This is a genomic window from Streptomyces sp. NPDC059534 (assembly GCF_042743475.1).
GTDB lineage: Bacteria > Actinomycetota > Actinomycetes > Streptomycetales > Streptomycetaceae > Streptomyces.
Genome location: NZ_JBHWAQ010000030.1, coordinates 14,699 through 39,279, shown reverse-complemented (window position 1 = coordinate 39,279; position 24,581 = coordinate 14,699). Strand labels below are relative to the sequence as shown.

The following is a 24,581-nucleotide window of genomic DNA, read 5'->3' as shown; positions in this document are numbered from 1 at the left end:
GGCCCCGCCCGGCAACGAATTGGCAAAGCGCCGTCGCCGACGGAAATGAAAGGGGGCATTCCGGTGTTGTGGCGGCTGGAGGACGCTCCGTGTCCTCAGCCTGCCCCGAGCGGCCCCCGAGGCCCCCCCGAGCGGAAGGACCGCCGACGTGAGCCAGTACGTGTCCCGGTTCACCGGTACCCGGCACCGGCACCCGGCGCCGGCCAGGCTCCGGCTCCCCGGCCGGAACCGCACCCCGCGACGGGTGGCCATGCTCAGCGTCCACACCTCGCCGCTGCACCAGCCCGGCACCGGCGACGCGGGCGGCATGAACGTCTACATCGTCGAGCTGGCCAGGCGCCTCGCCGCCATCGACATCGAGGTGGAGATCTTCACCCGGGCCACCACCGGCGGCCTCCCGCCGGTCGTCGAGCTCACCCCCGGCGTCCTGGTGCGGCATGTCGACGCCGGTCCGTACGAGGGTCTGGCCAAGGAGGAGCTGCCGGCCCAGCTCTGCGCCTTCACGCACGGCGTGATGCAGGCGTGGGCGGGCCACCGCCCCGGCCACTACGACCTGGTCCACTCCCACTACTGGCTCTCCGGCCACGTCGGCTGGCTCGCCGCCGAACGCTGGGGCGTGCCGCTCGTCCACGCCATGCACACCATGGCGAAGGTCAAGAACGCGGCGCTCGCCGAGGGCGACACCCCCGAGCCCGCGGCCCGGGTCATCGGCGAGACCCAGATCGTCTCCGCCGCCGACCGGCTGATCGCCAACACGGCCGAGGAGGCCGACGAGCTCTCCCGTTTCTACGAGGCCGACCCCGGCAAGATCGCGGTCGTCCACCCGGGCGTGAACCTCGACCACTTCCGCCCCGCCGACGGCCGCGCCGCCGCCCGCGCCCGGCTCGGGCTGCCGCAGGACGCCTTCATCCCGGTCTTCGCGGGCCGGATACAGCCGCTGAAGGCCCCGGACATCCTGCTGCGCGCGGCCGCCCAGCTCGTGGAGCGGGACCCGTCGCTGCGCACCCGCATGGTCGTCCCGGTGGTCGGCGGCCCGAGCGGCAGCGGCCTCGCGAAGCCGGAGGGGCTGCAGAAGCTGGCCGCCCGGCTCGGCATCGCGGACATCGTGCGCTTCCACCCGCCGGTGGGGCAGGACCGGCTGGCGGACTGGTTCCGCGCGGCCAGCGTCCTCGTCATGCCCTCGTACAGCGAGTCCTTCGGCCTGGTCGCCATCGAGGCGCAGGCGGCCGGCACGCCGGTCGTCGCGGCGGCGGTCGGCGGTCTGCCCGTCGCGGTGCGGGACGAGACGACCGGTTTCCTGGTCCCGGGTCACGACCCGGCGGACTACGCCCGCGCGCTCGGCCGGTTCGTGGCGGACCCGGAGCTGTCGGCCCGGATGGGTGCGGCGGCGGCCCTGCACGCCGGGTCGTTCGGCTGGGACACGGCGGCCTCGGGCACGGCGGACGTGTACACGGCCGCCATGCACGACCATCGGCTGCGCGAGAACCGCCGTCGCGTACGCTCCCACCATGGCTGAGGACGAGGTCAAGAACCCGGTCGGGGACGTGCGGCGGATCATCGAGTCCACCTTCGACGACGCGGAGCTGGAGTGGGAGTCCCCCGAGCCCGGCTCGTACGTCGTCAAACTCCCGGGCACGCGCAAGCTGTTCACCACCCTGTCGCTGCGCGCCGGCCGCCACTCGCTCTCCCTCAACGCCTTCGTCATCCGGCACCCCGACGAGAACGAGGCGGGCGTCCACCGCTGGCTCCTGGAGCGCAACCTCAAGCTGTACGGGGTGAGTTACGCGGTGGACGCGCTCGGCGACGTCTATCTCGCCGGCAAGCTGCCGCTGGCCGCCGTCACGCCCGAGGAGCTTGACCGGCTGCTCGGCTCCGTCCTGGAGGCGGCGGACGGCGACTTCAACACCCTTCTGGAGCTGGGTTTCGCGTCGGCGATCCGGCGTGAGTACGCGTGGCGGGTCTCGCGCGGCGAGTCGACCCGCAATCTCGACGCGTTCAAGAACCTGGTCGCGAAGACCGGTAACTGACCCCTCCCGACCCCTTCACCGCAAGGCCCTTCTGCTGGCATGCTCGCGCCCTGCGCAGATCTGAACACCGTTCATATACGTGAAAGGTTCAGGGTCGATCATGGCACTCGGCAGAAGGCAGTTCGTCGGCGGCGCGGTGGCGGTGGCGGGAGCCGCGACGGCGGGCCTCGGCACCACCGCGTTCACCCCACCCGCCCGCCCCGCCGCGCTCTGGCGGGAGTTCGAAGCCGCCCCCCGCACCCACCCGCAGATCCCCTACGTGGGCCGGGCCGGCGCCCACGCGGGCGCCCGCCGGCTGCCCCGCCCCCGGGTCACGGCGAACGTCCTCGCCCACGGCGCCACCCCCGACGGCTCCGCCGACTCGGCCCCCGCGATCAACCGGGCCCTCGCCGAGGCGGGGGAGCGCGGCGGCGGAACCGTACTGCTGCCACCCGGGACGTACCGGATCGACGACTACCTCCGGATCGGCCACAGCGGGGTCGTCCTGCGCGGCGCGGGGTCCGGCCGCACGACCCTGCTCGCGACCCGGAACCTCACCGAGCTGATCGGCCCGTACGGCTCCCGCTACGGCGGCGACAAGTCCTCCTGGTCCTGGGCCGGCGGCCTCGTCTGGCTCTCCCCGCACGCCCGGCACGCCTCCCTCGTCACCGCGATACGCGACCGGGCCTGGCCCTTCGAGGGCTGGACCGGCAACCGCCGCGACGAGTGGACCACGCTCACCGCCCTCCGCCCGGCCCGCCGGGGCGACCGCGAGGTGACCGTCGAGGACCCCTCGGCCCTCCGGCGCGGCGGTCTCGTCCTCCTCCGCCTCGCCGACGACCCCGCGCACACCCTGCTGGCCCACATGGCGGGCGGCGGCCCGGGCCCGGAGGCGTACGGCTGGGCCGACAAGACCAAGCTGACCAGCTACGTCCCCTACGAGTGGCCCGTACGGATCACCGCCGTGCGGGGCCGGACCGTGACCCTCGAACGGCCCCTGCCCCTCGACCTCCGCCCCGAGTGGGACCCCCGGCTCGTCTCCGGGGTCGTCCCGCTCACGGACTCGGGGGTCGTGGGCCTGACCCTGGCGGCGGTGGAGACGCCGCAGTCGCCGCACCTGCTCGACAAGGGCCACAACGGGGTGGTCTTCCAGTGCGCGTACGACTGCTGGGCGGAGGACGTGGTCGTCCGCCACGTCGACAACGGCTTCGGGCTCGTCGCCGCCTCCGCCTGCACCCTGCGCCGCACACGCGTGGAGGGGCGCGGCTCCCACCACCCGTACTTCTGCCGGGAGGGCGCGCACGACAACCTGGTCGAGGACTTCCGCATCGCGGCCCGCACCGTCCCCGCCCCGGCCGGCACCCAGCTCCACGGCATCAACGTCGAGGGCCTCTCCAGCCACAACGTCTGGTCGCGCGGGGTCATGGAGATGGGCACCTTCGACACCCACCGGGGCATGCCCTTCGCGAACGTACGGACCGAGATCACCGTCGAGAACAACGGCCGGCACGGCGGCGACGCCTCCGCCGGGCCGCTCTACGGGGCCCGCTTCGTCCACTGGAACGTGACCGTCACCAACGGCCGCGCGGGCCTCGTCAAGATCGACACCATCGCGCCGTACAGCGCGACCGTCGGCATCAGCGAGGTCCGCGAGTTCGACCAGACCGACGTCCCGGACTTCACCGGCGAGCTCCACGCGCGCGTGGAGGCGTACGGCGCCCCGGGCACGGTCCGCCCCCGCAACCTGTACGAGGCGCAGCGGGCCCTCGGCAACCGCTGACGGTCACGGCCGGAGGGCGCCCGCCGTCGCCCGGTACTGGCCCGGGGTGGTGCCGAACTCCCGGCGGAAGGCGTGCGAGAGGGCGTACGGCGTGCTGTAGCCGACCTCGCGGGCGACGGCCGCCAGCGGGTCCCGGGTGTCCCGGAGCATCGTGGCGGCCCTGGTCAGCCGCCACCACGTCAGGTACGCCATCGGGGGCCGGCCGACCAGGGCGGTGAAACGGCGGGCCAGCGTGGGCCGGGAGACACCCGCCTCGGCCGCCAGCCGGTCGATGGTCCACGGCGCGGCGGGATCGGTGTGCAGGGCGCGCAGCGCGGCGGCGGTCACCGGGTCGCCCAGGACCGTCGGCCAGGCGCCGGACCTGCTCTCGGCCATCCAGGAACGGACCATGTAGACGAGCAGCAGATCGAGCAGGCTGGGGAGCGCGAGGCAGGAGCCGGGCCCGCGCGCGTCCAGTTCCCCGCCCAGCAGGTCGATGGCGGCGCGGAGTTCGGGGTGGCTGCCGACGCGACTCGGGAGGTGGACGAGCGGCGGGAGCTCCGCCAGGAGCGGATGCACATGGCTGCGGTCGAGCCGGTACTTGCCGCAGAGCATCTCCACCTCGCGCTCGCCGGCGGCGGGCAGGGGCGGGCGCGGCACGGTCGCGTCGGCCCACCGGCCGAACGGCACCGCCCGCGCCACCGTCGCCGCGTCGGCGGGCGCGTCCGCGATGACGTGTCCGGTGCCGTGCGGGAGCAGGACCGCGTCCCCGGCGCCGAGCACGACCGGCTCGCCGCCGTCGGGCAGCAGCCAGCAGCCGCCCTTCAGGACGACGTGGAAACCGGCGCCCTCGTACGGGTCGAGCCGCGCGCACCAGCGTCCGCCCACCCGTACCCGTTCGGAGGAGGGCTGCCCGGTGCGGACGGTCGAGATCGCGTCGCTCACCACGTCCATGGAGTCAACGTATCCGACACCGCATCAGCAGTGAGCCTTATGCGTATCTGGAAGAGCCTTTTGAGTATTGAGCCGCTCGATACCTCTTCCTAGGCTCGACCGCATGACGAACGAGAGCGCACAGAGCATCGTCCTGGGAGACGTCGAGATCATCCGGATCGTCGAATGGCAGGGGCCGTTCGTCCCCGCCCGCGGCCTCGTCCCGGACGCCGCGGCCGAGGTGTGGAAGGACAACGAGGAATGGCTCGCGCCGGACCACTGGGCGCCGGACGGCGACAGTGCGGTCGTGGCGCTGCAGAGCTGGGTGCTGCGGAGCGGGGGCCGGACCGTCCTGGTCGACACCGGGGTGGGCGACGGGCGCGAGCGCCCCCACTCGCCCCTGTTCCACCGGCGGCGCGACGGCTTCCTCGGCCGGCTGGAGCGGGCCGGCATCCGCCCCGAGGACGTCGACGTCGTCGTCAACACCCATCTGCACGCCGACCACGTCGGCTGGAACACCCGGGACGCCGACGGGGAGTGGGTCCCCACCTTCCCCCACGCCCGCTACCTCGTCCCGGCCGCCGACGACTTCCACTTCGGCCCGCGCAACGACTACGGCGGCGGCCGCCACGAGGAGGACCGGCTCGTCTACGAGGACAGCGTCGCGCCCGTGCACCGGGCCGGCCTCGTCGACCTCTGGGAGGGGACCCACCGCATCGACGACCACCTCGTCCTGGAGTCCGCGCCCGGTCACACCCCCGGCTCCGCCGTCCTGCGGCTCGCCTCGGGCACCGACCGCGCGGTCTTCGTCGGCGACCTCCTCCACAGCCCCGTCCAGATCCTCGACCCCGCCCACGCCAGCTGCTTCTGCCTCGACCCCCGCCGCGCGGCCGCCAGCCGCCGCCGCGTCCTCGAACGGGCCGCCGACACCCGGGAGCTGGTCGTCCCCGCCCACTTCGGCGGGGCCGGCGCCACCGAGGTCCGCAGGGCCGGGACGGGTTTCGCCCTCGCCGGATGGGCGGCCTACGCCGGGGAGTGAGGCGCCCGCGAGGGGCGCCGGGTCACGCGCCGACGGCGGACGAACCGGAGCCCTCGGCCTTGGCGACGACGGGAGCGGGGGCTCCGGCCGCGGTCTCGGTGGCGCCCTCGAACCCGGCCTCGGCCTTCGTCTCGACCCCGGCCTCGGTGGTGCCCTCGGCCAGCGCCTTCCGCAGCCGGGTGTAGTACCCGACGGCGGCGAGGACGCCGATGGCGGCCGTCACCGCCCACAGGACGTCGGGGCCGGGGCCGTCGACGATCAGGCCCGCCCCGATCGGGGCGACGAAACCGGCGACGGCCCAGGACATGCCCATCACGCCCTGGTAGCGGCCCCGGGCGTGCTCCGGAGCGAGCCTGGCGGTGGCGGCGGCGTTCGTCGGGACGTGGATCATCTCGCCGACGGTCCAGACGACCACGGTCGCGGCGAAGGCGACGGACGAGCCGGCGAGCGCGGTGGCGCCGGTGCCGACGGCGAAGAGGAGCGAGGAGAGGCTCAGCAGGAGGACCGGGGAGCGCTTGTCGGTCAGCTTGTTGACGAGCAGCTGGAAACCGACGATCACGATGCCGTTGACGGCGATGACGAAGCCGTACGAGGAAGGGGAGAGGCCCTGCCCGGCCATGGTCAGCGGCAGACCGATCCACGGGGCGGTGAAGACGAGGCAGACGAAGAGGTTGAGCAGGACGAGAGTGCGGAAGGGAGCGTCCCGCAGCACGGTGAGCATGCTGACCTTCGCCTCGACGACCGGCTCGCCCTGGTGGTCGAGGCGGGCCTCGGGGCGGGTCTCCGGCAGGCGGAGGAAGACGATCACGGCGCACAGGACGGTGGCGACGGCGTCGACGACGAAGAGGGTGCGGTAGCCGAGGAAGGCCGCGGCGCCGCCCGCGATGGAGGCGATGGCGAAGCCGAGGTTGAGGGCCCAGTAGTTGAGGGAGTACGCCCGGCGCACGTCATGGGCCGGGACCATGTCGGCGATGGTGGCGTTGATGGGCGGCCGGACGGCCTGCATGGCGACGCCCATCAGCAGGACGACGGCGGCGATCGCCCAGGCGTTCGTGACGACGGCGAGGGCGGCGGCGCAGGCGGCGGCCGCCAGGTGCATCGTGACCATGGTGGGGCGCCGGCCCCAGCGGTCGGTGAGCGCGCCGCCCAGCGGCGAGCCGGCGACGCCGCCGAGACCGTGCAGGGCCACGACGAGTCCGGCGAACCACGCGGAGTGTCCGAGCTCGACCGTCAGATACAGGGAGAGGAACGTCAGGACGAAGGCCCCGGTCCTGTTGACCAAGGTCGACAGCCACAGCCACCAGAAGCCCTGGGGGAGACCGGAGACCGTCGTCCGGGCCGATCGTCTGAGCGAATCGATGGACATGTGTTGCGGCCCCCTGCTGTACGTAAGCCCTGCTCCTGGCTCCCGTAACTTACGCATCTCAGGGGTCGGACGCCAGCCAATTGACGACGCGCGTCAATCGTCAGCGGTCTATTAGGCTCGTACGCATGGCCGACGCACCGTACAAGCTGATCCTCCTCCGCCACGGCGAGAGCGAGTGGAACGAGAAGAACCTGTTCACCGGATGGGTGGACGTGAACCTCACCGCGAAGGGCGAGAAGGAGGCGACGCGCGGCGGCGAGCTGCTCAAGGACGCCGGCCTGCTCCCCGACGTGCTGCACACCTCCCTCCAGAAGCGCGCCATCCGCACCGCGCAGCTCGCCCTCGAGTCGGCCGACCGCCACTGGATCCCGGTCAACCGCTCCTGGCGTCTGAACGAGCGCCACTACGGCGCCCTCCAGGGCAAGGACAAGGCCCAGACCCTCGCCGAGTTCGGCGAGGAGCAGTTCATGCTGTGGCGCCGCTCGTACGACACCCCGCCGCCGGCGCTCTCCGACGAGAGCGAGTACTCGCAGGCCCACGACGCCCGCTACGCGACGATCCCGCCGGAGCTGCGCCCGCGGACCGAGTGCCTCAAGGACGTCGTCGAGCGCATGCTGCCCTACTGGTACGACTCGATCGTCCCGGACCTCCTCGCCGGCCGCACCGTCCTCGTCGCCGCGCACGGCAACAGCCTCCGCGCCCTCGTCAAGCACCTCGACGGCATCTCCGACGCCGACATCGCCGGCCTCAACATCCCCACCGGCATCCCCCTCGCCTACGAGCTCGACGAGAACTTCAAGCCCCTCAACCCCGGCGGCACCTACCTCGACCCCGACGCCGCCGCCGCGGCCATCGAAGCCGTCAAGAACCAGGGCAAGAAGAAGTAGGAATAGTGATCATGCCCCTGACCTGCGCTCATGGTGCAGGGCAGGGGCGTTTTCTCGTTTCCGCCCTTCGGTGGGGTGGACCGCATCCCGGCGCCTGCGTCCACCGTGGACCGGGCTATGGCAGCTGGAGGGTCACGCAGGTGGGGCCACGCGAGGAACGGACGTCGCAGGTCGGGTCGCCGCCCGCGGTGAGTGCGGTGATCTGGATGCCCCAGGCGTTCTGCGGAACCGTGACGGGCACGCTGACGCGCTGGTCGACCTCGCCCTTGTCGTTGGGGCGAAGGGTGCCCTCGTAGAGGCTTTCGTCCGCGACCACCGGGTCTCCGTTCTCGTTCACGCCGGCGACGTACACGTCGATGGTGGCCCACCTGTCGACACCGTCCGCGTGGACGTCGAAGTACAGCTTCAGATCGGGTCTGTGCCCCTCGACGATCACCTGGGTGACGCTGGGGCGCCCGTTACCGCCCGCCGCCTCGGCGGCGCCGACGACGGCCACGCTCAAGGCCGTCATATAGAAGATCACCCCCAGTACCAGGACCACGGTCTTCCAGACGTTGCCCCGGCGCGTGGGGTGGAGGAGCAGGGCCACGACGCTGCACGCGATGGCCAGGATCGCGCACAGGGAGGCGACGTAGATGGGCCAGGACTCGTTGTTGAGGGCGACGAAGACCACATCGCTCGTCAAGCCGAGGGTGGTCATGATCCCCGCGACGGCCACCAAGGCGCCGGTCAGGATCTTGGCGACGTCGTCCAGGCGCTTGCCGACCCTGGCCTGGGCCAAGTCCGGTTCCGCCGTCGCCGGCTCGTTCTCGCGGCCCGCGCCCAGCCTGGGGACCCAGCTCATGGCACCACGCTACGGTCGCGCCGGAAGGCAGGCCGTTCGGAGCTAGCCCGAAAGGGGCGTAGACCGCCCCTGGAGGTGCTTCTCCACTCCTGGGTTCGTGCGGCATGCCTGTGGTCCTCCCGTCTGCCGATGACCGGCGGGCGGGGGCCGTTCGCTGTCCGCGGGGTGTGCTGACGGTGTCCCGGGTCTGTGACATCGGGGTGCGGGGGGTGGGAGGGGGGAGGCGGCGTTGCTACGTTCCGGAGCGGGGTGCGGCCGGTTGGGGCTGCCCGGAGTGGGGGAGTGCCGGATGAACGTGGATCGCTTCAGACCTGTCGTCGTGGCCGTCGCGCTGGCGGCGGTGTTGACGGGCTGTCAGGGGGACGGGGACGCGGAGGGGGCCGGTGGGCCGGGCGACCGTGCCACGGCCACGGCCACCGTCGAGCCCACCGGTGAGCCGGGCGCGGGGCCGACGGAGGAGCCGACCGGGGGGCCGACGGCCGAGCCGGCCACGACGAAGCCCACCACGAAGAAGCCCACCACGACGAAGCCCGCCGCGAAGAAGCCTGCTCCGAAGCCTGCCGTGAAGAAGCCGGGGGCGCCGGGGGCGGGCTGTGTCGACGGGCCGCCCGGGCCGGACGAGGTGGATCCCGACGAGATCGCGCTCTACCGGATCGAGGAGCTCGACGGCAGCACCGGGAAGGTGAACCTCGTCCTGCAGCACGGGGCGTGGGGGTGCGGGGAGAAGGACACCGATGGTGCGCCGTTCGTCGTCACGGGCGAGGAGAGCCGCTGGGCCCTGGACCAGGCCGCGTACGTCACGGTGACGAACCCGATCGTGGAGAGCACCGAGAACCAGCGGATCGGCGTGCAGGAGCTGATCGACTGGGTGAACGCGCACCCGGACTCCGGACTGGTCTTCCGGTACGAGACGGGGGACGACGGGGCGATTCACCGCCTGGAGGAGGTCTTCACCCCGTAGGGCGGCCGCGCCGGGCCACGGGCGACTCCTGGACCCTGCGCCCCACGGCCGCCCGGCCGGTGACCGGCTGAAGCTGCGCTCGGTGATCCTCCTCCAGCCGTAGCCCGCGCCCGACGGGACGGGCTTCCGGGACCGCCCGACCGCCCGGAAGCCCGTCCCGGTCCGATAATCGCGGGCGGTGATCGCGGGGAATCGTTACCGTCCAGCGCATGAGTACGCCCGGCACGAGCCCCTCTCCCACCAGCCCGTCGGACACCGGCCCGTCGGACACCACCGTGTCCGGCACCACCGTGTCCGGCAGCAGCCTGTCCGACACGGGTCGTTCCCTCCGTCTGGAGCGGGTCACCCCCGCCAACGTCGACGCGGCTCTCGCCCTGCGCGTGCACCCCCATCAGGAGCGGAACGTCTCTCCCGTCGTGCGCTCTCTCGCGGAGGCGTACGCCTTCGGGGAGAAGGCATGGCCGCGGCTGGTCTTCGACGGCGACGAGCTCGTCGGCTTCCTGATGGCGTTCCTCGACATCCCGTGGGACGAGAAGAAGGACCCCGCCGACCGCCGCAGCGGCCTCTGGCGTCTCAACATCACCGCCGACGGACAGGGCAAGGGGTACGGACGCTTCGCCGTCGACGCCGTGCGGGAGGAGCTGCGCCGGCACGGGGAGCAGCGGTTGTACGTGACCTGGGAGCCGGGCGAGGACGGGCCGGGCGAGTTCTACCGCCGGCTGGGCTTCCGTACGACCGGCGAGGTCAGCGGCGGTCAGACCGTCGGCGTGCTCGACATCGGGTGAGCGGAGCGGGGCGGGGTGCGGTCGCCGCACCCCGCCCCTCACCGGTCAGCCCGAGCAGCCCCCGCACTGGCACGGCGAGCCCGACTGGCAGCCGCAGCCGCAGCCCGAGCCGCAGCCGCAGGCGCCGAGCACGGGCAGGAACACCGCCTCGCGCGGTGCCTCGGGCGACGAGTCGGTGGTGATGGGCGAATCGGCCATGGGGATCCCTCCCTTGCGAGACGCGGATCGTCTCTCCCCTGTGCATGCCCACCCGGCCGGGCGCATCAACGGCGCACCGGGGTCGCGTACGCCGTCCACGCGCCCCCACCGGTGGCGTCGCACGCCCTCACCCGGCCGCACGCCCCCCGACGGCCAGGCCCCCGACGGCCAGCCCCCCCGGACGACCAAGCCCCCCGCTGGCGCCTACGCGCCCTCGACCGGCGAGTCCGCCGCCTGGAGCTCGTCCGCGTGCTCGCCCGTGACCAGGTAGACGACGCGCTTGGCGACCGACACGGCGTGGTCCGCGAAACGCTCGTAGTAGCGGCCGAGCAGCGTCACGTCGACGGCGGTCTCGATGCCGTGCTTCCAGCGGTCGTCCATCAGGTGCTGGAAGAGCGTGCGGTGCAGCAGGTCCATCTCGTCGTCGTCCTGCTCCAGCTGGAGCGCCAGGTCGACGTCCTTGGTGATGATGACCTCGGCGGCCTTCGCCATCAGGCGCTGCGCCAGCTGCCCCATCTCGAGGATGGTCGCGTGCAGGTCCCGCGGCACCGCCGTGTCGGGGAACCGCAGGCGCGCCAGCTTGGCCACGTGCTGGGCCAGGTCGCCCGAGCGCTCAAGGTCGGCGCTCATCCGCAGCGAGGTCACCACGATCCGCAGATCGGTCGCCACCGGCTGCTGGCGGGCGAGCAGGGCTATCGCCCGCGCCTCCAGGTCGTGCTGGAGGTCGTCGACCTTCTGGTCGGCCGCGATCACGCTCTCCGCGAGCTTCAGATCCGCGTCGAGCATGGCCGTCGTGGCGCGCCCGATCGCCGACCCGACGAGTCGGGCCATCTCGACCAGGCTCTCGCCGATCGAGTCGAGTTCCTCGTGGTACGCGTCCCGCATGGATGTCCCTCTCTACGCAATGCTCCGGGGTCCGGGTGGGGCTCGGACCCCCACGCTGCCACGTTCGGCCCCCTACGCGTCCGGTTCCGACACCTGACATGAACCGGCACTTTCCCCGAGGTGAACTCTGGGCGACGCACGCCACCACGGCGGCCGGGGCAAATGAACCACCCCCGTCTCCAGGGTGAACTCTGGGCGACGACTGTTCGAGCAGCCACTCGGACGGCTGGGAGAGTGTCCGTCACGCCGCATAACCTTGAGGGCATGGACGTGAACGCGGCGGTCGCCGCATTGGCCGCGATCGCCGGCGTGTGCACCGGCGTGATCGCCATGCTGGCGTTCCGCTGGAGCGAACGCGACCAGGCGCGACCCACCCGTACCTCTCTGCACACCGACGCCGTGCTCCCGCCCGGCGTCGACACCGTGCTGTCCGTGCTGCGCTCCTCCGCGGTGGTCCTCGACGAGAGCGACTCCGTGGTGAAGGCCAGCTCGGCGGCGTACGCGCTCGGCCTGGTCCGGGGCGGGAAGCTGGCCGTGGAGCCCATGCTCAGCATGGCCCGCGACACCCGACGCGACGGAGAGATACGGCAGGTCGAACTGGATCTCGCCCGGCGCGGCACCGGACGCGGCGAGGCCCTGGCCGTCTCCGCCCGGGTCGCCCCGCTGGGTTCGCGGCTCGTACTGCTGCTGGTCGAGGACCTCACCGAGGCCCGCCGCATCGAAGCGGTACGGCGCGACTTCGTCGCCAACGTGAGCCATGAGCTCAAGACCCCGACGGGCGCGCTCTCGCTGCTCTCCGAGGCGGTCATGGACGCCTCGGACGACCCCGAGGCGGTCACCCGCTTCGCCGGCCGCATGCAGATCGAGGCGACCCGCCTCACCAACCTCGTACAGGAGCTCATCGACCTCTCCCGCGTGCAGAACGACGACCCGCTGGAGGACTCCGAGCCGGTGTCCGTGGACGAGCTCGTCGCCGAGGCGGTCGACCGCTCCCGGCACACGGCCACCACCAAGCAGATCACCATGGCGTCCGGAGGCACCGCCGACCTGCGGGTCTGGGGCAGCCGCGGCCAGCTCGCCGCCGCCCTCGGCAACCTCGTCGAGAACGCCGTCAACTACTCACCCGCCCACACCCGCGTCGGCATCGCGGCCCGCAAGATCGCCGCTCCCGGCGGCGACCTGATCGAGATAGCCGTCACCGACCAGGGCATCGGCATCCCCGACAAGGACAAGGAGCGCGTCTTCGAGCGCTTCTACCGTGTCGACCCGGCCCGCTCCCGCGCCACCGGCGGCACGGGGCTCGGCCTGGCCATCGTGAAGCACGTGGCCGCCTCGCACGGCGGGGAGGTCACCGTCTGGAGCACCGAGGGTCAGGGCTCCACCTTCACCCTGCGGCTGCCCGAGGCGGGCGCCGCACGGGACCGCCGGCCGGACCCGGCCCCCACCCCCGATCTCATGACCGAACCGCTCCCCGCCCCGGAGGTCCTTCCGTGACCCGAGTGCTCGTCGTCGAGGATGAGGAATCCTTCAGCGACGCCCTGTCGTACATGCTCCGCAAGGAAGGCTTCGAGGTCGCCGTCGCGGCGACCGGGCCCGACGGCCTCGACGAGTTCGAGCGCAACGGAGCCGACCTCGTCCTCCTCGACCTGATGCTTCCGGGTCTTCCCGGTACCGAGGTGTGCCGCCAGCTGCGCGGCCGCTCGAACGTCCCGGTCATCATGGTGACCGCCAAGGACAGCGAGATCGACAAGGTCGTCGGCCTGGAGATAGGAGCCGACGACTACGTGACGAAGCCCTTCTCCTCGCGGGAGCTGGTCGCCCGCATCCGCGCGGTGCTCCGGCGCCGCGGCGAGCCGGAGGAGGTCACCCCGGCGGCCCTGGAGGCCGGCCCGGTCCGTATGGACGTCGACCGCCACGTGGTGACGGTCTCGGGCGGCAAGGTCGACCTGCCGCTGAAGGAGTTCGACCTCCTGGAGATGCTGCTGCGCAACGCGGGCCGTGTGCTGACCCGTATGCAGCTCATCGACCGGGTCTGGGGCGCGGACTACGTCGGCGACACCAAGACCCTCGACGTCCACGTGAAGCGCCTGCGGGCGAAGATCGAGCCGGACCCGGGCGCCCCGCGCTACCTGGTCACGGTCCGCGGCCTCGGCTACAAGTTCGAGCCGTAGACGGCCCTCGTACGGGAGCCCGTGGACGGCCCTCGTACGGGAGAGCCGTGGGCGGCCCTCGTACGGAGAGCCGTGCACAGCGCTCGTACGGGAGCTGTGCACGGCCTTCGTACGTGAGAGCGGTGGACGGCCCTCGTAGGTGAAGCGGACGGCGCTTGTACGTGAGAAGGGGCGCCCCCCGGCCGGGGGGCGCCCCTTCTCACGCGTACGCGCGCGGTCAGTGACCGGCCGTGTGGCTCGCCTCGCCCGAGGGCTCGGTGCCGTGCTCGCCCTCGCCCTCGGCGGCGTGCTCGGCCTCGCCGGAGGCGGACGCCGTGGCGCTCGGCGTGGCCGCCGGGGGAGCCGGGACGATGCTCGGGCCGAAGTCCTTGAAGTAGCCGGCCGCCGGGACGACGAAGGCGCTCAGGCTCACGTCGCCGGTCTTGCTCAGCTTGAAGACGACCTTCTGGGCGTTGCCGTTGCGGGCTTCCGCGAGGCCGTTCTCGACCACGGCGGAGGCGTTGCCCTCGCCGCCGATGACGACGGAGCCGAGCGCCGGGACGACGATCGGGCCAGCGCCCTCGGCCGCCTTCAGCTTCACGGTCCCGAGCGTGCCCGGCAGGGTGATCGAGTCGATGGTCTGCGGCAGGTTGCCGTTGTTGAAGACGGTGGCCGAGACCACGGCCGGGCCCTTGACGCCGAGCTCGGGCTGGGTGATCACCAGGGCGTTCTGGATCTTGACGTCGTCCACGGTGACGGCGGCGTTGTCCGGCCGCACTTCCAGCGTCTGCGCGTCGTTGCCCGCGCCACAGGCGGACAACGCGGCGATGGAGAACACGATGGCGGTGGCGGCGAGGGCGCCGCGTCGAAGGCTGCGGCTCACGGCGGCGGCATCTCCTAGACGTACGGACGGGCTTGGGAACTAAGGAACAACTAAAGGTGTGTCAGCGCGCTTAGGTTACCGAGCCGCACTCTCCGTCCCGCACCCGACCCGCCCCTAACCGGACACGGTCGTCACCGGCCGCCTCCGGTCCGGGCCCTTCGCGGCGCTCCCGGCGGCGGTTCCGTGGCCGTCCGCGGCCCTTCGCGGCGCTCCCGACGGCGGCTCCGCGGCCGGTCCCGGCCACCGGCCTCCATGGCCGGATCACGACCCATTGACCTGTTGTTCACATATCCGCCTTGATCAATTCGAGGGACTCCGCGCATTCCCCGGAGTCGCCCCTCCGGGAAATCCCGGAGCCGTGTCGGCTGATCAATTACGGAATCCCTCCCGGATGCATCCGTACGGGTGGACGATCCTCGAACGGAGTACGCGAAGAACGCCACTCCGAACCCGACAAATCGGGACATCGAGCCTGCCTCGAGGGATCTCGGGTAGGTGTAACGTGCGCGTTTCTCTCTGTCCGCGCAGCCGCTCCGACCTGCGAATACCGCCTTCCGGAAGCCCTCCGCAGCACGATCGTGTCGCTGTTGTCAAGCCCCGAGATATGCCCTGACCTGCGAAAACGCCATTCAGAAGAAGCCGTATCCGTGTTACCCTGGATAGCCACGGAAGGGGTACCTGTCACATGACGTTCAAGGTTGGCGACACCGTGGTCTATCCCCATCACGGGGCCGCGCTGATCGAGGCCATCGAAACTCGCCAGATCAAAGGCGTGGACAAGACCTACTTGGTGCTCAAGGTCGCGCAGGGCGACCTGACTGTCCGCGTGCCCGCGGACAACGCGGAGTTCGTCGGTGTCCGCGATGTGGTCGGTCAGGATGGGCTGGACCGGGTCTTCGAGGTGCTGCGTGCGCCGTACGCCGAAGAGCCGACGAACTGGTCTCGTCGCTACAAGGCAAATCTCGAGAAGCTCGCCTCCGGCGATGTCATCAAGGTCGCCGAGGTAGTTCGCGACCTGTGGCGGCGCGAGCGCGAGCGCGGGCTTTCCGCAGGTGAGAAGCGCATGCTTGCGAAGGCTCGACAGATCCTGGTGAGCGAGCTCGCCCTCGCGGAGAACACGAACGAGGACAAGGCCGAGGCTCTCCTCGACGAGGTCCTCGCGTCCTGAGTGTGCCGGTCCACGTCTGAGGACCAGGTCTCACGACCGGGTCCGACGACTGTGTCCGAGCGCGCTACCAAGTGAAGCGATGCCGCGGCGCCCGCTGGCGTGCTGTGATCCACACAGTGCCGTCGTCGGGCGCTGCGGCATGTTCGCGTACGCATGCGGAGCGTACGCGCGGCCGTACGCACACGGACCGGACACGTGTGTGCACCGCTGAGATGGAGAACCCGCACCCCCTGTTACGTCCGAACCTCTGTGTGCGGGCGAACGCCTCGACCGTCGTCACGGAAAGGGCCCGGTCAAGGCGGAGCGTCCGGCACGGTGAGGCCATACCCATGTCGGCCGCGGAAACAAACCTGCCGGAGTGCAACCGATGTCAGACGAAGCGCGTCCTTCTCGTACCGCTGTGGTGATCCCGGCGGCCGGACGGGGCGTACGCCTCGGCCCGGGCGCCCCGAAGGCGCTGCGCGCGCTGAACGGCACCCCCATGCTCATCCACGCCGTCCGCGCGATGGCCGCCTCCCGCGCGGTCTCGCTGGTCGTCGTGGTCGCCCCCTCCGACGGCGCCGCAGAGGTCAAGAACCTCCTCGACGCCCACGCCCTGCCCGAGCGCACCGACTACCTCGTCGTGCCCGGCGGCGACACCCGCCAGGAGTCCGTGCACCTCGGCCTCCAGGCGCTCCCCGAGGGCATCACCACCGTCCTCGTCCACGACGCCGCCCGCCCCCTCGTCCCCGTCGATACCGTGGACGCCGTCATCGAGGCCGTCCTGGGCGGGGCCGTCGCCGTCGTTCCGGCGCTGCCCGTCGCCGACACCGTCAAGGAGGTCGAGCCGGCCGAGAAGCCCGGCGACCCCGAGCAGGTCGTCGCCACCCCGGTCCGCGCCCGCCTCCGCGCCGTCCAGACCCCGCAGGGCTTCGACCGCGACACGCTGGTCGACGCCCACGCCACCATCGCCCTCAGCGGCGAGGGCGCCACCGACGACGCCGGTATGGTCGAGCGGCTCGGCGCGCCCGTCGTCGTCGTCCCCGGCCACGAAGAGGCATTCAAGGTGACCCGCCCCCTCGACCTCGTCCTCGCCGAGGCCGTACTCGCCCGCAGGAGGGCCAACGATGGCTTCTGAACCGATGATCCTTCCCCGTACCGGCATCGGCACCGACGTGCACGCCTTCGAGAAGGGCCGCGAACTGTGGTGCGCCGGCCTGCTCTGGGAGGGCGAGGAGTACGGACTCGCCGGGCACTCGGACGGTGACGTCGCCGCCCACGCCGCCTGCGACGCGCTCTTCTCCGCCGCCGGCGTCGGCGACCTCGGCGCCCACTTCGGGACCTCCCGCCCGGAGTGGTCAGGCGCCTCCGGCGTCACCCTCCTCGCCGAGGCCGCCCGGATCGTCCGCGCCGAGGGGTACGAGATCGGCAACATCGCCGTCCAGGTCGTCGGCGTCCGCCCCAAGATCGGCAAGCGTCGTGACGAGGCGCAGAAGGCCCTGAGCGCGGCGGCCGGCGCACCCGTCTCCGTCTCCGGCACCACCACCGACGGGCTCGGTCTCACCGGCCGCGCCGAGGGCCTCGCGGCGCTCGCGACCGCCCTGGTGTACCCGGTGCGGGGCCGCTAGCCACCGGGTCCGCCCACCGTCGTCGGTGCCGGTGGCCGCCGGCCGGAGGTGCCGGTGGCCGTGAATCGTCGGTACCGGTGGCGGTTTGCCGCCGGTCCGATGCCCGTTTGCCACCGGTACCGGTGAAAAACGTCATCGGCGATCGGGAACAGGTCGCGGGGCACTACCACACGCCCACTACCCTGGAGTGGTGACCATTCGCCTGTACGACACCAGCGCCCGGCAGATCCGTGACTTCACCCCGCTCACACCGGGCTGCGTCTCGATCTACCTCTGTGGTGCCACCGTCCAGGCGGCCCCGCACATCGGCCACATCCGTTCGGGGCTGAACTTCGACATCATGCGCCGCTGGTTCGCGTACCGCGGCTACGACGTCACGTTCATCCGCAACGTCACCGACATCGACGACAAGATCATCAAGAAGGGCGTCGAGCAGGGCCGCCCCTGGTGGTCCATCGGCTACGAGAACGAGCGCGCGTTCAACGCCGGTTACGAGGCGCTCGGCTGCCTCCCGCCGACGTACGAGCCCCGCGCCACCGGCCACGTCCCCGAGATGATCGAGATGATGCGCGGCCTCATCGAGCGCGGCCACGCCTACGAGGCCGACGGCAGCGTCTACTTCGACGTGCGCTCCTTCCCGGGCTACCTGGAGCTGTCCAACCAGGACATCGACGACCTCCGCCAGCCCACCGAGGACGGCATCACCGGCAAGCGCGACCCGCGCGACTTCGCCATGTGGAAGTCGACCAAGCCCGGCGAGCCCGACTGGGAGACCCCGTGGGGCCGCGGCCGTCCCGGCTGGCACCTGGAGTGCTCGGCCATGGCGCACAAGTACCTGGGCTCCGCCTTCGACATCCACGGCGGCGGCCTCGATCTGATCTTCCCGCACCACGAGAACGAGATCGCCCAGGCCAAGGCGTTCGGCGACGAGTTCGCGCACTACTGGGTGCACAACGCCTGGGTCACCATGAGCGGCGAGAAGATGTCGAAGTCGCTCGGCAACAGCGTGCTGGTGTCCGAGATGGTGAAGAACTGGCGCCCCATCGTCCTGCGCTACTACCTGGGCACCCCGCACTACCGGTCGATGATCGAGTACAGCGAGGAGGCCCTGCGCGAGGCCGAGTCGGCGTTCGCCCGCATCGAGGGCTTCGTGCAGCGCGCCACCGAGAAGGCCGGGACGCCCGTCGCCCCCGCCGCCGAGGTGCCGCCGGCCTTCGCCGAGGCCATGGACGACGACCTGGGCGTGCCGCACGCGCTCGCGATCATCCACACCACCGTGCGCCAGGGCAACAGCGCCCTCGCGGCGGACGACAAGGACGAGGCCATCGCCCGCCTCGCCGAGGTCCGCGCCATGCTCGGCGTCCTCGGCCTGGACCCGCTCGACCCGCACTGGGCCGAGGAGACCGGTGGAGGCGAGGAGCTCCACGGCGTCGTCGACACCCTCGTACGGCTCGTGCTCCAGCAGCGCGAGTCGGCGCGTGAGCGCAAGGACTGGGGGACCGCGGACGCGATCCGCGATCAGCTCAACCAGTCCGGCCTCGCCATCGAGGACAGCCCCGACGGCCCCCGCTGGACGCTGGGCAACCGTTAGAAGACGTGCCGCTCGGGCCACCGGGCGGCACACTTCAGTTACAGACTTGTGTACGCAGGCATCAAAGGAAACAGGTAGTCATGGCCGGGAACAGCCAGCGCAGGAACCGTCGCACGTCCAACAAGAAGGGTGCGACGGTCGGCAGCGGTGGCCAGCGGCGCAAGGGCCTCGAAGGCAAGGGTCCGACGCCCAAGGCCGAGGACCGCAAGGGCCACAAGGCGTTCCGCGTCACCAACGCGATCGCCCGGAACGCGGCCAAGCGCAAGCCCGTCGCCCGCCGCGGCGGCAAGGGCCTGTCCGAGATGGTCGTCGGCCGCAACCCGGTCTTCGAGGCCCTGCGCGACGGCGTGCCCGCCACGACCCTGTACGTGCAGCAGTTCATCGACAACGACGAGCGCGTGCGCGAGGCCCTGAACCTCGCCACCGGCCGCGGCAACATCAACATCATGGAGGCGCCGCGCCCCGAGCTCGACCGGATGACGAACGGCCTCAACCACCAGGGTCTCGTCCTCCAGGTCCCGCCGTACGAGTACGCGCACCCCGAGGACCTCGCCGCGGCGGCGTACGACCACCACGAGGACCCGCTGATCGTCGCCCTCGACGGCATCACCGACCCGCGTAACCTCGGCGCCGTCGTCCGCTCCGTCGCCGCCTTCGGCGGCCACGGCGTCGTCGTCCCCGAGCGGCGCGCCGCCGGCATGACCGCCGGTGCCTGGAAGACCTCGGCCGGCACCGCCGCCCGTACCCCGGTCGCCCGCGCCACCAACCTGACGCGCTGCCTGGAGCAGTACCAGAAGGCCGGTGTCACGGTCGTCGGCCTCGCCGCCGACGGCGACCGCGACGTCCACGAGCTGGAGGAGCTGGGCGGCCCGGTCGTCATCGTCGTCGGCTCCGAGGGCAAGGGCCTGTCCCGCCTGGTCGGCGAGACCTGCGACTTCCGCGTCCGCATCCCGATGCCGGGCGGTGCCGAGTCCCTCAACGCCGGTGTCGCCGCCGGTGTCGTGCTCTACGAGGCCGCCCGCCGCCGCATGCGCTGACCTCGCACCTGGAGTACCCCGGCCCCGGCCGTGGCGTGATCTTGACGGGCCTCGGACATTTGCGAGCTGTCAAGGCAGTGTCCTAAACCCAGATCACTCGGTTAGATGAGTGTGGACACCAGAACGCCCCGGCCGGGGTTCGACGATCAGCCCGCGCTGAGCATGGTCAAGGTGGATTCCGATCCCGCCCAGGTGATCGTGAACCACGCCAGCTTCCGTGTGCGGCTCGCGCCGGCCCCGCAGCCCGGCTTCGGCTCCGGCGCCCGCACCGCCGCCCTCGCCGGAGCCGGCGCCGCCGGAGCGGGCGGCCCGCGCCGCCGCCCCGTCGTGTGGACCGGGAAGTCCGCGCCGGGCGCCACCGGCCTCCTCCAGGCCGTCCGCGAGTCGTCCGTCTCCACGCTCGAACCGGTCGGCGGTCACGGCGGTCACCCCGGTCACTCCGGCCACTCCGGCCACCCCGGTCACTCCGGCCACGACGCCTCCGACACGCAGGCCATCCCGCGCATCGACACCACCATGCCCACCCCCATGGTGCCCGCCGAATCCGCGCCACTGCTGCCGCCGATGCGTCGCGCCGAGGGCGCCTACGACGACGTGTACGAGCTCCGGCCCGAGACCGCCGAGTCGTACGACGACACGCCGCACGCCCGCGCCGCCCAGCGCCACGGGCAGGACAGCGTCCGGCACGCGTACTACCCCGGCCGCCGGATGAACCTCGGCGTCGTGCTCCTCCCGCTCCGCGTGTTCCTCGGCTTCATCTCCATCTACGCCGGCATGGGCAAGCTCTGCGACCCCGTCTACTTCGACGGCGGCGAGCGCGGCTCCATGGTGAAGTGGCTCAACTCCCTCCACCCCTGGGCCCTCGCCGAACCCCTCCGCGACTTCGCCCTCCAGCACCCCGTCGGCGCCGGACTCACCGTCGCCTTCCTCCAGGTCGTCGTCGGCGTCCTCACCGTCCTCGGACTCTGGCAGCGCGTGGCCGCCGTCATCGGCGCCCTGCTCTCCGCCGCGCTCCTGCTGACCGTCAGCTGGAAGACCGTCCCGGTCTACGACTCCGCCGACATCATCTACCTGGCCGCCTGGTCCCCGCTGATCATCGCCGGCGCCCCCGTCTACTCCCTGGACGGCCGCATCGCCGGAGAAGCCTGGCGCACCCTAGGCCCCCGCGCCGACCTCTGGGACCTCCGCCGCCGCGTCATCCGCCGCAGCACCCTCGTCGCCTCCGTCGTCGTCGGCCTCACCCTCCTGATCGGCTCCGTCCTCGGCGGCGCCGTCCGCTCCACCGAGATGGTCACCGTCCCCGGCCCCCACGACGACCCGATCAACCACCTCCCCGGTCAGCCGCTCCCCACCGAGCCGCAGCGCCGCGCCCCCTCCAAGAGCGCCTCCACCGCGCCCAGGCCCGCCGAGACCACCAAGGCCCCCGCGGAGCGCGAGGAGACGCAGGAGGCCGCCCGGCCCAGCGAGACCACCCGCCAGTCCACCCGGACGCAGAGCCCCACCGCGACCAGCGGCAGCGGCAACGGCGGCAGCAGCCGTAAGCCCACCCAGTCCAAGCCCGCGCCCCCGCCCTCCACCAGCGACAGCCCGAGCAGCACCGGCGGCTCGTCGAGCGGCGGCTCCGGCGGCTCCACCGGCGGCAGCACCCCGACCGAGAGCGGCTCCACCTCCGGCGGGGCCCGGAACCCGATCGGCGGCCTCCTGGGCTGACACCACGTCCGTACGGACACGGAAGGGCGGCACCGCGATCCACGCGGTGCCGCCCTTCCCATATGGCCTGTTCGTACGCCCTGCCCATATGCCCTGTTCGTGCGCGGGCCGCTGTCAGGCCGTACGCGAGCCGCTGCCAGGTCGTACGCGGGCCGCTGTCAGCCCCGCTGCGCGGCCAGCTCCTTGGCGGCCTCCGTCAGGTCCTTGGCGGTGTCGATGGCCCTCCAGTACGCACCCTGGGGCAGCGGGAAGCCCGCCAGCCGGCGCTCACGGGCGAGACGGGGGAACGTGGTCCGCTCGTGGTCGCCGAGGTCCGGGAGAAGCTCCGTGAACGCCGCGGAGAAGACGTACACGCCCGCGTTGATCAGGAACGGCGACGGCGGCGCCTCGACGAAGTCGGTGATGTGCCCGAAGGTGTCGGTCTCGACCGCGCCCCACGGAATCCGCGGACGGGCCAGGGCCAGCGTCGCGACCGCGTCCCGCTCCGTGTGGAAGGCGGCCATCTCGCGCAGCGAGAAACGGGTCCAGATGTCGCCGTTCGTGGCGTACCAGGGCTGGTCCGGGGCGGGCAGATGCGCGGCGGCGTACTTCAGACCGCCACCGCGGCCCAGCGGCTCGGACTCGACGACCGTCGTCACCTTGAGCGGCAGGTCGGCGGTCTCCAGCCACTCCTGGAGCACCTCGGCGAGATGGCCGCAGGAGACGACGGCGTCGGTCACGCCCTCGGCGGCCAGCCAGGAAAGCTGATGGCCGATGATCGGGGTCCCGGTACCCGGGATCTCGACCATCGGCTTGGGGCGGTCGTCGGTGTACGGGCGGAGCCGTGAGCCCTGGCCGCCCGCCAGGACCACGGCCTGCGTCGGAGTGGTGTGCATACGGGGAACGATAGGCGCCGCCCCGTACGCCCGGCCGCCGGACGCGCGACGGCCGGACACGCGACGGCGCTCAGCTCGCGCGCATGACGCCGGTCGCGTACGAGGTGTCGCAGACCGGGCGGGAGAAGGACTGGGCGCGGGAGGGGCCGTAGTGCTCCACGGCGGCGCGGCCGAGGGCGCGGGCGATCGAGAAGCAGTGCTTGGCGAGCGACGGCCGGTTCTCCACCTCGCGCTGGAGGTGCGTGAGGGCCGTGCCGGGGTCCTTCTCCTGAAGCTCGGCGAGGAGCTGGTCGCGCAGAATGTCCTGCGGGGCACGGGACTTGGCCCGGACGGAGACCTCCGAGGAGGAGGCCGTCAGCTGGGTTCCGGAGTCCTGGCCCGCCCACGGAACGGCGGACACCGCGAGCGTTCCCGAGAGCACCAGGACGACGGGCAGGACGAGGGCGAGAGAGCGGCCGATTCGGCGGGCAGTGTGCGTCACGGAGGCGAGCGTAGCGGCCGGTAGTGATATGGCGACATTTAGTCACTCTCGCGAGGGATGGTTCGAGGCGTCTTTTCGAATCCCGTGTTGACGCGGGCCCCCGAGGCGGGCCCTGAATGCCGGGGTTTTCAGGGGTACGCCCGTTTAAACGGACGGCCCCGCATCTGCGACAGATGCGGGGCCGTACGGCAGTACTCGGAGCGAGTGTCAGTCGCTGAGGCGCGCGCCCGTGGACGTCGAGAAGACGTGCAGCTCGGCGGCGCGCGGCACGACGTGCAGCGTGGTGCCCTTGGAGGGGACGTCACGGCCGCCGACGCGGACGACCAGGTCCTTGTCCTCGCCGCCGACGCGGGTGGAGCCGTACACGAAGCCGTCCGAGCCGAGCTCCTCGACCACGTTGACCGTGACGGCCAGGCCGTCCTTGCCGGCCGGGCCCTGCACGTCGAAGTGCTCGGGGCGGACGCCGACCGTGACCGTCGTGTCGCCGTTGGCCGCCGCGGCGGCGATGGCGTCACGGGAGACGGGGACGACGCTGTTGCCGAACATCACGCCGCCGTCGGTGATCGGGACCTCGATCAGGTTCATGGCCGGGGAGCCGATGAAGCCGGCGACGAAGAGGTTGGCGGGGCGGTCGTACATGTTCCGCGGGGAGTCGACCTGCTGGAGCAGACCGTCCTTCAGCACGGCGACCCGGTCGCCCATGGTGAGCGCCTCGGTCTGGTCGTGCGTGACGTAGACCGTCGTGATGCCCAGACGGCGCTGCAGACCGGCGATCTGCGTACGGGTCGACACACGGAGCTTCGCGTCGAGGTTCGACAGCGGCTCGTCCATGAGGAAGACCTGCGGCTCACGCACGATGGCGCGGCCCATCGCGACACGCTGACGCTGACCACCGGAGAGCGCCTTCGGCTTCCGGTCCAGGTACTCGGTCAGGTCGAGGATCTTCGCGGCCTCTTCGACCTTCGCGCGGATCTCCGACTTGTTCACGCCGGCGATCTTGAGCGCGAAGCCCATGTTGTCGGCCACCGTCATGTGCGGGTACAGCGCGTAGTTCTGGAACACCATCGCGATGTCCCGGTCCTTCGGCGGCAGGTGCGTCACGTCGCGGTCACCGATGCGGATCGCGCCCGCGTTCACGTCCTCGAGGCCCGCGAGCATGCGCAGCGACGTCGACTTGCCACAGCCGGACGGTCCGACCAGCACGAGGAACTCGCCGTCGGCGATCTCGATGTCCAGCTGGTCGACGGAGGGCTTGGTGGCACCGGGGTACACCCGGGTCGCCTTGTCGAAAGTGACAGAAGCCATGGTGATGTGTCCCTTCACCGGCAGGAACGTGCCGGACGATCCGAGTAAAGGAAGGATGGAGGTCTAGTCCACCTGGGTGAACTCCCCGTGACGCTACCTGGCAATGCCCGA

Annotated in this window: 24 protein-coding genes; 15 read left to right on the top strand and 9 right to left on the bottom strand. The window is 71.8% G+C overall.

Features of this window, described 5'->3' with window-relative positions; all coding sequences use genetic code 11:
* The first annotated feature begins 148 nt into the window (after positions 1-148).
* The 3 genes from mshA (at position 149) to ACFVZH_RS29760 (ending at position 3,786) form a co-directional block, all read left to right on the top strand.
* Positions 149-1,516, top strand: coding sequence for a D-inositol-3-phosphate glycosyltransferase (mshA, locus tag ACFVZH_RS29770; RefSeq protein WP_384902063.1), 1,368 nt, complete (start codon positions 149-151; stop codon positions 1,514-1,516).
* Positions 1,509-2,027, top strand: coding sequence for a YbjN domain-containing protein (locus ACFVZH_RS29765; protein WP_384902061.1), 519 nt, complete (start codon positions 1,509-1,511; stop codon positions 2,025-2,027). The genes mshA and ACFVZH_RS29765 overlap by 8 nt, the downstream gene beginning before the upstream one ends.
* Before the next feature lie 100 nt (positions 2,028-2,127).
* Positions 2,128-3,786, top strand: a complete 1,659-nt coding sequence (locus tag ACFVZH_RS29760) for a glycosyl hydrolase family 28-related protein (RefSeq protein WP_384902059.1) — start codon at positions 2,128-2,130, stop codon at positions 3,784-3,786.
* A gap of 3 nt (positions 3,787-3,789) precedes the next feature.
* On the opposite strand, the gene ACFVZH_RS29755 is transcribed toward ACFVZH_RS29760, so the two are convergent.
* The gene (locus ACFVZH_RS29755; RefSeq protein ID WP_384902057.1) at positions 3,790-4,719 is read right to left on the bottom strand and encodes an AraC family transcriptional regulator; all 930 of its coding nucleotides are present in this window, start codon (positions 4,717-4,719) and stop codon (positions 3,790-3,792) included.
* A 103-nt stretch (positions 4,720-4,822) separates the two neighbouring features.
* Between ACFVZH_RS29755 and ACFVZH_RS29750 the strand changes: the two genes are divergently transcribed.
* Complete coding sequence (locus ACFVZH_RS29750; RefSeq protein WP_384902055.1) at positions 4,823-5,737, top strand: MBL fold metallo-hydrolase; 915 nt, start codon at positions 4,823-4,825, stop codon at positions 5,735-5,737.
* 22 nt (positions 5,738-5,759) lie between these two features.
* Here the strand turns inward: ACFVZH_RS29750 and ACFVZH_RS29745 are convergent, their stop codons facing one another.
* Positions 5,760-7,103 carry an MDR family MFS transporter gene (locus ACFVZH_RS29745; protein ID WP_384902053.1) on the bottom strand — a complete coding sequence of 448 codons (1,344 nt, stop codon included), beginning with the start codon at positions 7,101-7,103 and terminating at the stop codon, positions 5,760-5,762.
* 125 nt (positions 7,104-7,228) lie between these two features.
* Between ACFVZH_RS29745 and ACFVZH_RS29740 the strand changes: the two genes are divergently transcribed.
* Positions 7,229-7,990 (top strand): phosphoglyceromutase, encoded by a 762-nt coding sequence (locus tag ACFVZH_RS29740; RefSeq protein ID WP_384902051.1) that lies wholly within the window; start codon positions 7,229-7,231, stop codon positions 7,988-7,990.
* Positions 7,991-8,105: 115 nt separating this feature from the next.
* On the opposite strand, the gene ACFVZH_RS29735 is transcribed toward ACFVZH_RS29740, so the two are convergent.
* Positions 8,106-8,834, bottom strand: a complete 729-nt coding sequence (locus ACFVZH_RS29735) for a hypothetical protein (protein ID WP_384902050.1) — start codon at positions 8,832-8,834, stop codon at positions 8,106-8,108.
* A 289-nt stretch (positions 8,835-9,123) separates the two neighbouring features.
* Here ACFVZH_RS29735 and ACFVZH_RS29730 point away from each other — a divergent pair, with 289 nt between their 5' ends.
* On the top strand, positions 9,124-9,795 hold the full coding sequence (locus ACFVZH_RS29730) for a hypothetical protein (RefSeq protein WP_384902048.1): 672 nt from the start codon (positions 9,124-9,126) through the stop codon (positions 9,793-9,795).
* Between the two features lie 209 nt (positions 9,796-10,004).
* On the top strand, positions 10,005-10,580 hold the full coding sequence (locus ACFVZH_RS29725) for a GNAT family N-acetyltransferase (protein WP_384902046.1): 576 nt from the start codon (positions 10,005-10,007) through the stop codon (positions 10,578-10,580).
* A gap of 45 nt (positions 10,581-10,625) precedes the next feature.
* Here the strand turns inward: ACFVZH_RS29725 and ACFVZH_RS29720 are convergent, their stop codons facing one another.
* On the bottom strand, positions 10,626-10,778 hold the full coding sequence (locus ACFVZH_RS29720) for a hypothetical protein (protein WP_366307891.1): 153 nt from the start codon (positions 10,776-10,778) through the stop codon (positions 10,626-10,628).
* A 204-nt stretch (positions 10,779-10,982) separates the two neighbouring features.
* A complete protein-coding gene (phoU, locus tag ACFVZH_RS29715) occupies positions 10,983-11,663 on the bottom strand; it encodes a phosphate signaling complex protein PhoU (RefSeq protein ID WP_367824702.1) in 681 nt (226 codons plus the stop codon).
* 264 nt (positions 11,664-11,927) lie between these two features.
* On the opposite strand from phoU, the gene ACFVZH_RS29710 reads away from it, so the two are divergent.
* Together ACFVZH_RS29710 and ACFVZH_RS29705 are read left to right on the top strand one after the other, a co-directional pair.
* Positions 11,928-13,157: a sensor histidine kinase gene (locus tag ACFVZH_RS29710; protein ID WP_384902044.1), complete on the top strand. Its 1,230-nt coding sequence runs from the start codon at positions 11,928-11,930 to the stop codon at positions 13,155-13,157.
* Positions 13,154-13,834 carry a response regulator transcription factor gene (locus tag ACFVZH_RS29705; protein ID WP_017242433.1) on the top strand — a complete coding sequence of 227 codons (681 nt, stop codon included), beginning with the start codon at positions 13,154-13,156 and terminating at the stop codon, positions 13,832-13,834. The genes ACFVZH_RS29710 and ACFVZH_RS29705 overlap by 4 nt, the downstream gene beginning before the upstream one ends.
* Before the next feature lie 217 nt (positions 13,835-14,051).
* Here ACFVZH_RS29705 and ACFVZH_RS29700 read toward each other — a convergent pair whose 3' ends face one another.
* The gene (locus ACFVZH_RS29700) at positions 14,052-14,696 is read right to left on the bottom strand and encodes a DUF461 domain-containing protein (RefSeq protein WP_384902042.1); all 645 of its coding nucleotides are present in this window, start codon (positions 14,694-14,696) and stop codon (positions 14,052-14,054) included.
* A gap of 685 nt (positions 14,697-15,381) precedes the next feature.
* On the opposite strand from ACFVZH_RS29700, the gene ACFVZH_RS29695 reads away from it, so the two are divergent.
* The 6 genes from ACFVZH_RS29695 (at position 15,382) to ACFVZH_RS29670 (ending at position 21,809) form a co-directional block, all read left to right on the top strand.
* Positions 15,382-15,864 carry a CarD family transcriptional regulator gene (locus tag ACFVZH_RS29695; RefSeq protein ID WP_003953493.1) on the top strand — a complete coding sequence of 161 codons (483 nt, stop codon included), beginning with the start codon at positions 15,382-15,384 and terminating at the stop codon, positions 15,862-15,864.
* Between the two features lie 367 nt (positions 15,865-16,231).
* The gene (gene ispD, locus ACFVZH_RS29690) at positions 16,232-16,981 is read left to right on the top strand and encodes a 2-C-methyl-D-erythritol 4-phosphate cytidylyltransferase (RefSeq protein ID WP_384902040.1); all 750 of its coding nucleotides are present in this window, start codon (positions 16,232-16,234) and stop codon (positions 16,979-16,981) included.
* On the top strand, positions 16,971-17,471 hold the full coding sequence (ispF, locus tag ACFVZH_RS29685) for a 2-C-methyl-D-erythritol 2,4-cyclodiphosphate synthase (protein ID WP_384902037.1): 501 nt from the start codon (positions 16,971-16,973) through the stop codon (positions 17,469-17,471). Before ispD ends, ispF begins: the two co-directional genes overlap by 11 nt.
* Before the next feature lie 190 nt (positions 17,472-17,661).
* Positions 17,662-19,062 carry a cysteine--tRNA ligase gene (gene cysS / locus ACFVZH_RS29680; RefSeq protein WP_384902035.1) on the top strand — a complete coding sequence of 467 codons (1,401 nt, stop codon included), beginning with the start codon at positions 17,662-17,664 and terminating at the stop codon, positions 19,060-19,062.
* A gap of 80 nt (positions 19,063-19,142) precedes the next feature.
* Positions 19,143-20,099 (top strand): 23S rRNA (guanosine(2251)-2'-O)-methyltransferase RlmB, encoded by a 957-nt coding sequence (gene rlmB, locus ACFVZH_RS29675; RefSeq protein WP_384902034.1) that lies wholly within the window; start codon positions 19,143-19,145, stop codon positions 20,097-20,099.
* Between the two features lie 105 nt (positions 20,100-20,204).
* Positions 20,205-21,809 (top strand): DoxX family membrane protein, encoded by a 1,605-nt coding sequence (locus ACFVZH_RS29670; protein WP_384902032.1) that lies wholly within the window; start codon positions 20,205-20,207, stop codon positions 21,807-21,809.
* 158 nt (positions 21,810-21,967) lie between these two features.
* On the opposite strand, the gene ACFVZH_RS29665 is transcribed toward ACFVZH_RS29670, so the two are convergent.
* From ACFVZH_RS29665 to ACFVZH_RS29655, 3 genes are all read right to left on the bottom strand, one after another.
* Positions 21,968-22,684: an NDP-sugar synthase gene (locus ACFVZH_RS29665; RefSeq protein ID WP_384902029.1), complete on the bottom strand. Its 717-nt coding sequence runs from the start codon at positions 22,682-22,684 to the stop codon at positions 21,968-21,970.
* A 70-nt stretch (positions 22,685-22,754) separates the two neighbouring features.
* Entirely contained in the window at positions 22,755-23,165 is a 411-nt protein-coding gene (locus tag ACFVZH_RS29660; protein ID WP_384902027.1) for a hypothetical protein, read from the bottom strand.
* Positions 23,166-23,372: 207 nt separating this feature from the next.
* Complete coding sequence (locus ACFVZH_RS29655; protein ID WP_384902025.1) at positions 23,373-24,470, bottom strand: ABC transporter ATP-binding protein; 1,098 nt, start codon at positions 24,468-24,470, stop codon at positions 23,373-23,375.
* Between the last annotated feature and the right edge of the window lie 111 nt (positions 24,471-24,581).

Bases quoted from the DNA above. Each gene is read 5' to 3' on its own strand.
- ACFVZH_RS29710 (WP_384902044.1), top strand. From the start codon at position 11,928: ATGGACGTGAACGCGGCGGTCGCCGCATTGGCCGCGATCGCCGGCGTG.
- ACFVZH_RS29725 (WP_384902046.1), top strand. From the start codon at position 10,005: ATGAGTACGCCCGGCACGAGCCCCTCTCCCACCAGCCCGTCGGACACC.
- rlmB (WP_384902034.1), top strand. From the start codon at position 19,143: ATGGCCGGGAACAGCCAGCGCAGGAACCGTCGCACGTCCAACAAGAAG.
- ACFVZH_RS29670 (WP_384902032.1), top strand. From the start codon at position 20,205: ATGAGTGTGGACACCAGAACGCCCCGGCCGGGGTTCGACGATCAGCCC.
- ACFVZH_RS29740 (WP_384902051.1), top strand. From the start codon at position 7,229: ATGGCCGACGCACCGTACAAGCTGATCCTCCTCCGCCACGGCGAGAGC.
- ACFVZH_RS29655 (WP_384902025.1), bottom strand. From the start codon at position 24,470: ATGGCTTCTGTCACTTTCGACAAGGCGACCCGGGTGTACCCCGGTGCC.
- ACFVZH_RS29695 (WP_003953493.1), top strand. From the start codon at position 15,382: ATGACGTTCAAGGTTGGCGACACCGTGGTCTATCCCCATCACGGGGCC.
- ACFVZH_RS29745 (WP_384902053.1), bottom strand. From the start codon at position 7,103: ATGTCCATCGATTCGCTCAGACGATCGGCCCGGACGACGGTCTCCGGT.
- ispF (WP_384902037.1), top strand. From the start codon at position 16,971: ATGGCTTCTGAACCGATGATCCTTCCCCGTACCGGCATCGGCACCGAC.
- ACFVZH_RS29755 (WP_384902057.1), bottom strand. From the start codon at position 4,719: ATGGACGTGGTGAGCGACGCGATCTCGACCGTCCGCACCGGGCAGCCC.
- phoU (WP_367824702.1), bottom strand. From the start codon at position 11,663: ATGCGGGACGCGTACCACGAGGAACTCGACTCGATCGGCGAGAGCCTG.
- ACFVZH_RS29750 (WP_384902055.1), top strand. From the start codon at position 4,823: ATGACGAACGAGAGCGCACAGAGCATCGTCCTGGGAGACGTCGAGATC.
- ACFVZH_RS29720 (WP_366307891.1), bottom strand. From the start codon at position 10,778: ATGGCCGATTCGCCCATCACCACCGACTCGTCGCCCGAGGCACCGCGC.
- ACFVZH_RS29760 (WP_384902059.1), top strand. From the start codon at position 2,128: ATGGCACTCGGCAGAAGGCAGTTCGTCGGCGGCGCGGTGGCGGTGGCG.
- ACFVZH_RS29735 (WP_384902050.1), bottom strand. From the start codon at position 8,834: ATGAGCTGGGTCCCCAGGCTGGGCGCGGGCCGCGAGAACGAGCCGGCG.
- ACFVZH_RS29665 (WP_384902029.1), bottom strand. From the start codon at position 22,684: ATGCACACCACTCCGACGCAGGCCGTGGTCCTGGCGGGCGGCCAGGGC.
- ispD (WP_384902040.1), top strand. From the start codon at position 16,232: ATGTCAGACGAAGCGCGTCCTTCTCGTACCGCTGTGGTGATCCCGGCG.
- ACFVZH_RS29730 (WP_384902048.1), top strand. From the start codon at position 9,124: ATGAACGTGGATCGCTTCAGACCTGTCGTCGTGGCCGTCGCGCTGGCG.
- ACFVZH_RS29765 (WP_384902061.1), top strand. From the start codon at position 1,509: ATGGCTGAGGACGAGGTCAAGAACCCGGTCGGGGACGTGCGGCGGATC.